This is a genomic window from Aerolutibacter ruishenii, assembly GCF_007830115.1.
Classification (GTDB): Bacteria; Pseudomonadota; Gammaproteobacteria; order Xanthomonadales; family Xanthomonadaceae; genus Aerolutibacter; species Aerolutibacter ruishenii.
The window spans coordinates 206640-213539 of the sequence record NZ_VLKP01000006.1 but is presented as its reverse complement, the minus strand read 5'-3'; the positions used below and the strand labels follow the sequence as shown (position 1 = coordinate 213539).

Annotated in this window: 6 protein-coding genes; 5 read left to right on the top strand and 1 reads right to left on the bottom strand. The window is 62.8% G+C overall.

The features are described 5' to 3' along the window. The 3 genes from IP93_RS08920 to ppnN all read left to right on the top strand — a co-directional run. On the top strand, nt 1–307 hold a 307-nt coding region (locus tag IP93_RS08920; RefSeq protein WP_144814667.1), incomplete at its 5' end, for a transposase. A 92-nt stretch (nt 308–399) separates the two neighbouring features. Beyond that, nucleotides 400–3690, top strand: a complete 3291-nt coding sequence (locus IP93_RS08915) for a TonB-dependent receptor (RefSeq protein ID WP_425480041.1) — start codon at nt 400–402, stop codon at nt 3688–3690. A gap of 89 nt (nt 3691–3779) precedes the next feature. Beyond that, nucleotides 3780–5180, top strand: a complete 1401-nt coding sequence (ppnN, locus tag IP93_RS08910; RefSeq protein WP_144814664.1) for a nucleotide 5'-monophosphate nucleosidase PpnN — start codon at nt 3780–3782, stop codon at nt 5178–5180. A 36-nt stretch (nt 5181–5216) separates the two neighbouring features. Here the strand turns inward: ppnN and IP93_RS08905 are convergent, their stop codons facing one another. Further along, the gene (locus IP93_RS08905) at nt 5217–5594 is read right to left on the bottom strand and encodes a type IV pilin protein (RefSeq protein ID WP_144814662.1); all 378 of its coding nucleotides are present in this window, start codon (nt 5592–5594) and stop codon (nt 5217–5219) included. Between the two features lie 161 nt (nt 5595–5755). On the opposite strand from IP93_RS08905, the gene IP93_RS08900 reads away from it, so the two are divergent. Both IP93_RS08900 and IP93_RS08895 read left to right on the top strand, forming a co-directional pair. Next, on the top strand, nt 5756–6334 hold the full coding sequence (locus tag IP93_RS08900; RefSeq protein ID WP_144814659.1) for a GspH/FimT family pseudopilin: 579 nt from the start codon (nt 5756–5758) through the stop codon (nt 6332–6334). Continuing rightward, complete coding sequence (locus IP93_RS08895; RefSeq protein ID WP_144814657.1) at nt 6335–6886, top strand: PulJ/GspJ family protein; 552 nt, start codon at nt 6335–6337, stop codon at nt 6884–6886. Nucleotides 6887–6900 lie beyond the last annotated feature (14 nt).

Below are 6900 nucleotides of genomic sequence, written 5' to 3'. Positions count from 1 at the left end.
GGTCTACGTGATGAAAGAGCAGCTCAAGGCACTGTGGAACGCCCCAACGGCGCAAACGTGGCGTCGTGCATGGAAACAGTGGCTACGCCATGCCCATGAAAGTGGCATCCCGGCCCTGATCCACTTCGCCAAGTGCCTGAGGCCTTATTGGCGCGGCATCGTCAGCCGGGTGCGCTGGCCCATGCATACAGGCCTTCTGGAAGGCATCAACAACAGAATCAAGGTCATCAAGCGCATCGCCTACGGCTACCGCGATGACGCCTATTTCTTCCTGAAGATCCGGGCTGCCTTCCCCGGACTTGGGTGAAGAACCCAATCAATTGCACAGGGCCAGGCGCGATTTCGGGGCGCGGGCCGCGTTCTGTCGAATCCCAAAAAAATGCATCGAGGCCAGTTTTCATGACCGACAAGAATCGTGTTCGTATGTCCAAGCTGACGCTTGGGCTCCTGGCGGCGCTCGCTGCCGCACCTGCGTTCGCGCAGAGCACCTCGGCAGGCGTTGGCGGCCAGGTGGTTGGTGCCGACGGTCAGCCGGTCGCTGGCGCGGAAGTGACGATCGTCCACACCGAGTCCGGTACCGTCAGCCGTACAGTTACGGATGCGAGCGGTCGCTACACGGCGCGTGGCCTCCGTGTGGGTGGTCCCTACACAATTTCCATCACCAAGGCCGGTGCGGGCGCCAACTCCCAGGATGGCGTGTACCTGAACCTGGACAAGGTGAACACCGTCGACATCGGCTTGAACAACGACGTGACCACGGTGGAGTCGATCCAAGCGGTCTACAGCGGCGGGTCCGAGGTTTTCAGCGCTACCAAGATGGGCGCTGGCTCCAACGTGACGCGCGAGCAGATCGAAGCGTTCCCGTCGATCGAGCGCAACCTGCAGGACTACGCGCGTCTCGACCCCCGCGTGACCCAGACCGACAAGTCGCGCAACGAAATCTCTGTCGGCGGCCAGAATCCGCGCTACAACGCGATCCGCGTCGACGGCATCAGCACCAACGATGCGTTCGGCCTCGAGTCCAACGGCCTGCCCACGCCGAAGCAGCCGTTCTCGATGGATACGATCGATGAAATCTCGGTCGACGTCGCCAACTACGACGTCACCATCTCCGGTGGCACCGGTGGTGTGATCAACGCCGTGACCAAGTCGGGTACCAACGAGTTCCATGGCTCGGCCTATGGCCTGTACCGCGACAACTCGATGGTTCGCGAGAACGAGAACGGAACCGACTTCTCTGGATTCGAGGACGACACCACCTACGGCATGACCTTCGGCGGCCCGCTGGTCAAGGACAAGCTGTTCTTCTTCCTCAACTACGAGAAGTCCGAGATGGGCGCGCCGGGCCCGACGTTCGGCCCCGTCGGTTCGGGCGCTTCCAACATCGTCAACGTGACCCAGGCGCAGATCGACGAGATCCGCGCCATCGCCCAGGGCTACGGCTTCGATGCCGGCACCTACGGCGTGTCAGGCGCGGACACGACCAGCGAGGAGTACGGCCTCAAGATCGACTGGAACATCACCGATGCCCAGCGCTTCAGCTTCCGCTATGGCACCTCCGACCAGAGCGTGGCCGTGTCCCCGGGCTTCGGCAGCACCCAGATCGCCCTGAATACCTACGACTACCAGCGCGACTACAAGTTCGACACCTACACGGGGCAGCTCTTCAGCGACTGGACCGACAACTTCTCGACCGAAGCCAAGGTCTCGTTCCGTGACTATTCCGCCGTGCGCACGCCGAAGGGAGACCTGCCGGCGATCGCCGTGCGGGTGGGCAACGCCACGGTGAACTTCGGTACCGAGGAAAACACCCACGCCAACGTGCTGGAGACCGAAACCTGGAATGCGTTCTTCGCCGGCAACCTGTTCCTGGGCGAGCACACGCTCAAGTTCGGTCTCGACTACGAAGACAACGACGTCTACAACTTGTTTGGCCGTCGCATCAACGGCGCCTACACCTTCAACACCATCAACGACTTCCGTAACGGCCGCCCGAGCCGCTACCAGTACTTCCACCCGGCCGATGGCAACACCGACAACATGGCCGCGATCTGGGGCATGAAGAACCTCGGCGTGTTCGTGCAGGACACCTGGGCAGTCAACGCCAACCTGACCTTGACCTTCGGCTTGCGCTACGACCGTCCGATGGTGGACAACGAGCCGACCTTCAACGCCGCCGCGCAGACCGCGTTCGGCTACGACAACAGTGCGACCATCGACGGTAATGACCTGATCCAGCCGCGCTTCGCCTTCAACTACACCTTCGACAGCGATCGCCCGACCCAGCTCCGCGGCGGCATCGGCCTGTTCCAGGGCGCATCCGCGAACGTGTGGCTGTCCAACCCGTTCACCAACACCGGCTTCGGCTACACCGACTACTTCTTCAGCTCCGGCCTGGCCGGCCCGTGCGCGGGCGGTACCGTTGCCGTTCCGAAGTGCTTCGACCCGGATCGTGAGGACCAGTTTGGTCTGATCCCCGCCAGCGCCCGTACCAATACGCAGTCGGTCGACTTCGTCGATCCCGACCTGAGCCAGCCGTCGGTGTGGAAGGCCAACCTGGCATTCGACCACGAGCTGCCGTGGTGGGGCGTCGTCGCCGCCACCGAAGTAGTGCTGACCTCGGTCAAGGAAGGCATCTACTACGAACAGCTCAACCTGGGCACCCCGACGGCGGTGGGCCAGGACGGACGCATGATCTACTGGAACGCCAATGGCCTGCGTCCGACCAGCTGGAACATCCTGGGCGCGGGCTGCCTCAACGAGACCGGCGTGGTGCAGGGTGTCTCCTGCGCCAGCAGCGGCACCGGTTCGCGCGCCAACTCCAACCGGGCGTTCAACGACGCGCTCGTCGCTCGCCCGACCACCAAGGGTGAATCGCAGCAGCTGACCGTGTCGCTGACCAAGCCGTTCAACAACGGCGACTGGTCGTGGATGCTGGCGTACACCTACACCAACGCCACCGAATCCAGCCCGCTCACCAGCTCCACGTCCGGCTCGCAGTGGGGCAACGTCAACACGTTCCATCCGAACGAGGACATCTCGGCGCGCTCGTCGTACGAGATCCGCGATCGCTTCTCCGCCGCGCTCAGTTGGAAGCATGCGTTCTTCGGTGATTACAAGACCTCCGTGTCGATGTTCTACGAAGGTCGTTCGGGTCGTCCGTACAGCTATGTGTTCGACAACGATGCCAATGGCGATGGCCGTTTCGGCAACGACCTTCTGTACATCCCGACCGCCCCCGGCGACGTGGTATTCCGCAATGCGGCGGAAGAGGCCGCGTTCTGGAACTACGTCTACAGCGACGAGTACCTGAACAGCCATCGTGGCCAGGTGGCCACGCGCAACGGGGCGCGCAGTCCATGGGTCAACCAGTTCGACGTGCGCGTCTCGCAGGAGCTGCCGGGCTTCATGTCCGGCCACAAGTCGGAGATCTGGCTGGACATCCTCAACGTAGGCAACTTGATCGACAAGGATTGGGGGCAGATCGAGGAAGTGGCGTTCCCGGGCAGCTTGGGTGTGGTCGAGTACGGCGGCATCTGCGGACTCGGTGGCGGCACCCAGCCGGCCGCGTGCGCCGGCAACGCCGGCAAGTACGTCTACCGTTTCAACACGCCGGATACGACCCGCATCTACGACGACCGCGGCATCTCGCGCTGGTCGCTGCAGGTGGGCTTCCGCTACAAGTTCTGATCGGCACGCCGACAGTTCGTTCCAGGAAAACGGCCGGGTTGATCCCCGGCCGTTTTCTTTTGGCAGGCTGCGTGCGATACATTCAACGCATGAACAACGACAGCCCCATCGCGACCGCGTCCCGCCCCACCGTCCTGCCCACCGAGAGCACCCGCATCTACCCTCGCGGAGCCCTTGACGTGCTCTCCCGCGAGGAGGTCGCCCGCTTCCGCGACGCCTCCACGGGCATGCACGACCTGCTGCGCCGCTGCGCGCTGGCGGTACTCACCACCGGCAGCACCTCCGATGACCCGCGCGCGGCACAGGAGCTGTACCCCGAGTTCAACATCGAGGTGCACCAGCAGGACCGTGGCCTGCGCATCGACCTGCACAACGCCCCCAGCACCGCCTTCGTCGATGGCGAACTGATCCGCGGCGTGGCGGAGCTGCTGTTCGCCGTGGTGCGCGACCTGGCGTACACGGCCATCGAACTGGGCGAGGGCCACGCCCGCGACCTTGAGAGCAGCGTGGGCCTGACCGACGCCGTCTTCGACCTGCTGCGCAATGCCCGCACCCTGTTCCCGACCGACCCCAACCTGGTGGTGTGCTGGGGCGGCCACTCAATCTCCCGCGACGAGTACGTCTACACCAAGCAGGTGGGCTACGAACTGGGGCTGCGCGGCCTGGACATCTGTACCGGCTGCGGCCCGGGCGCCATGAAGGGGCCGATGAAGGGCGCCACCATTGCCCATGCCAAGCAGCGCAAGCGTCGCCCGCGCTACATCGGCATCACCGAGCCGGGCATCATCGCGGCCGAGTCACCCAACCCGATCGTGAACCAGCTGGTGATCATGCCGGACATCGAGAAGCGCCTGGAGGCGTTCGTCCGCATCGGACACGGCATCATCGTGTTCCCGGGCGGCGTGGGTACGGCGGAAGAGATCCTGTACCTACTGGGCATCCTGCTGCGCGAGGAGAACGCGCACATCCCGTTCCCGTTGATCCTGACCGGCCCTACGGCGTCCGCACCGTACTTCGAGCAGATCGACAAGTTCCTGCGGCTGACCTTGGGTGAGGCCGCGACCTCGCGTTACGAGATCATCATCGCAGACCCCGCCGCCGTGGCGAAGCGGATGATGGCCGGCATCCGCAAGGTCCGCGATCACCGCATCGCGCAGAAGGACTCGTTCTTCTTCAACTGGTCACTGGATATCCCGCTGGCGTTCCAGCAGCCGTTCGTGCCCAGCCACGAGGCGATGGCCGGCCTGGACCTGCACCACGGCCGCAAGCCGCATGAGCTTGCCGCGGACCTGCGCCGCGCGTTCTCAGGCATTGTGGCGGGCAACGTGAAGGAAGACGGCATGCGCCGAATCGAGGCGCACGGACCGTTCGAGATCCACGGCGACAAGGACATGATGCAATCGCTGGATGCGCTGCTCCGGGCGTTTGTGGAGCAGCGCAGGATGAAGATTGCTGGGGAGTACCGGCCTTGTTATCGGGTGGTGGCGTAAGCCCAAAAGCGGGGGGGGCGAATGAACCTGGCTGGGCTAATAGTCGCAGCTTGATGTTTCCCAGCTTGGTTTTGCGCCGGCAGTGACTGTGAGTTTTTTGCAGCGGTCAGAAGTCTGGGCTCCCTCCGGCTCTGCGGTGATTGTGTAGGTGGTCCCGTTATTGCCCGTGACAGTAAATTTATAGTGGTTGCTACTAGGCTCCCCGCCGAGATCCGCGAGGCTTCCATAGGTCGGGTTTTCAGCGCGCCAGCGCTCTTGGCGCATCTGCAGGTCGCCGACGCCATTAATAGCCTCGCTCCGACGCCCCTTGCGGACGGACTCCTGATAGCTCGGTACTGCGATGGCCGCAATAATGGCAACAATGGCGACCACAATCATCAGTTCGATCAATGTAAAGCCGTGCGCTCGTATCATGGTGTGCTCCCCAAGCTCTAGGGAAAGCCTACCACCCGAGCGCCTGCCACGTTGGTACCCGTTCGCTCGCTCGTCGCCCTGACGGGGCCGCTTGTCTGGTTTGCCTTGATGGCCCTGCTGGGTCACCTCTAGAGTCGGGATGTGCTTTCAAGGGGCTAGTCATGCGACGCGCGCAAGAAGGGGTCACGCTGATTGAGCTGATGGTCGCCATAGCTGTGCTTGCGATTCTGTTGGCGATGGCGGCCCCCTCGTTCAGTGACTTTTATGACAGGTACCGTTTGCGCGGTGCGGTCGATGACGTGATCAGTTTGATTTCCAATGCGCGCACAGGCGCCGTAAAGCTGAATCGCCAGGTTCGGGTGACGTTTGACGGAAGCGGCGCTGATTGGTGTGCGGGGGCCGTGTCGGCGGAAGCGCCGGCCGCCGGGAAGAGGGCTGGCGTGCTGACACCATGCGATTGCATTGATAGCAGCCCCGTGTGCGAGGTTGAGGGTGAGAGCCAACTGTTGCCTCGCGGCAAGCACAGGGTCGCCATGATTGGCGCTCCCGCGGACCTGACCTTCGATGGGCAACTTGGTCTGGCGACAGGTTCGGGTGGGGCGCTTGGAACGAGCAGTGTCACCTTTACGTCTCCAACGGGTCGATATGACCTGCGTGTGGACGTGTCTCCCTTGGGGCAGGCGACCGTATGCGTTCCCAGTTCGAGCGATGCGGCCGTAATTGGCTATGGCAATTGTTGAGTGAGCCTGGCAATGCGCACAGTTCCTAAATATCAAGTTTCTGGATTCACGCTCGTCGAACTGATGGTTGCATTGGTTGTCGGTCTGATCGTGGTCGGTGCCGTGCTGGCATTGGTAATGGCCTTGATCCGTAGCAACAACCAGACCATCCAGTCGACCCGTTTGACGCAGGAACTGCGCGGTACGGCTGCGGTCATCTCAGCGGAGTTGCAGCGGGCGGGGAGCGCCGAGAATCCGTTCAACATCACGGGCGCCACGGCGCTGGGCACGGTTGGTGGGACCGCAAACTGCCTCACATACCATTACAGCGACATCGCTGGCAATACGGTGGACAGAGCCATCTCGCTGCGGGGCGGGGCTGTCTATCTTGGAACGACGTCGTGTGATTCGGGTGGGGTCAAGCTGAGCACCGGCAACGTGACCATCAGTGCATTGACCTTCTCGCGGTCGGGACGTCGGATCAACGTGACTCTGGCAGGGCAGCTGCAAGGAGATGCAAGTATTACTCGTTCTTTTACGCAGTCCGTGTTTGCCCCTGGCTTAGGTAGCTGATCATTGAGGCGCAT

What these genes read in the sequence shown, in the direction of transcription:
- IP93_RS08915 (WP_425480041.1), top strand. Translation starts at nt 400, where the DNA reads ATGACCGACAAGAATCGTGTTCGTATGTCCAAGCTGACGCTTGGGCTC.
- IP93_RS08905 (WP_144814662.1), bottom strand. Translation starts at nt 5,594, where the DNA reads ATGATACGAGCGCACGGCTTTACATTGATCGAACTGATGATTGTGGTC.
- IP93_RS08900 (WP_144814659.1), top strand. Translation starts at nt 5,756, where the DNA reads ATGCGACGCGCGCAAGAAGGGGTCACGCTGATTGAGCTGATGGTCGCC.
- ppnN (WP_144814664.1), top strand. Translation starts at nt 3,780, where the DNA reads ATGAACAACGACAGCCCCATCGCGACCGCGTCCCGCCCCACCGTCCTG.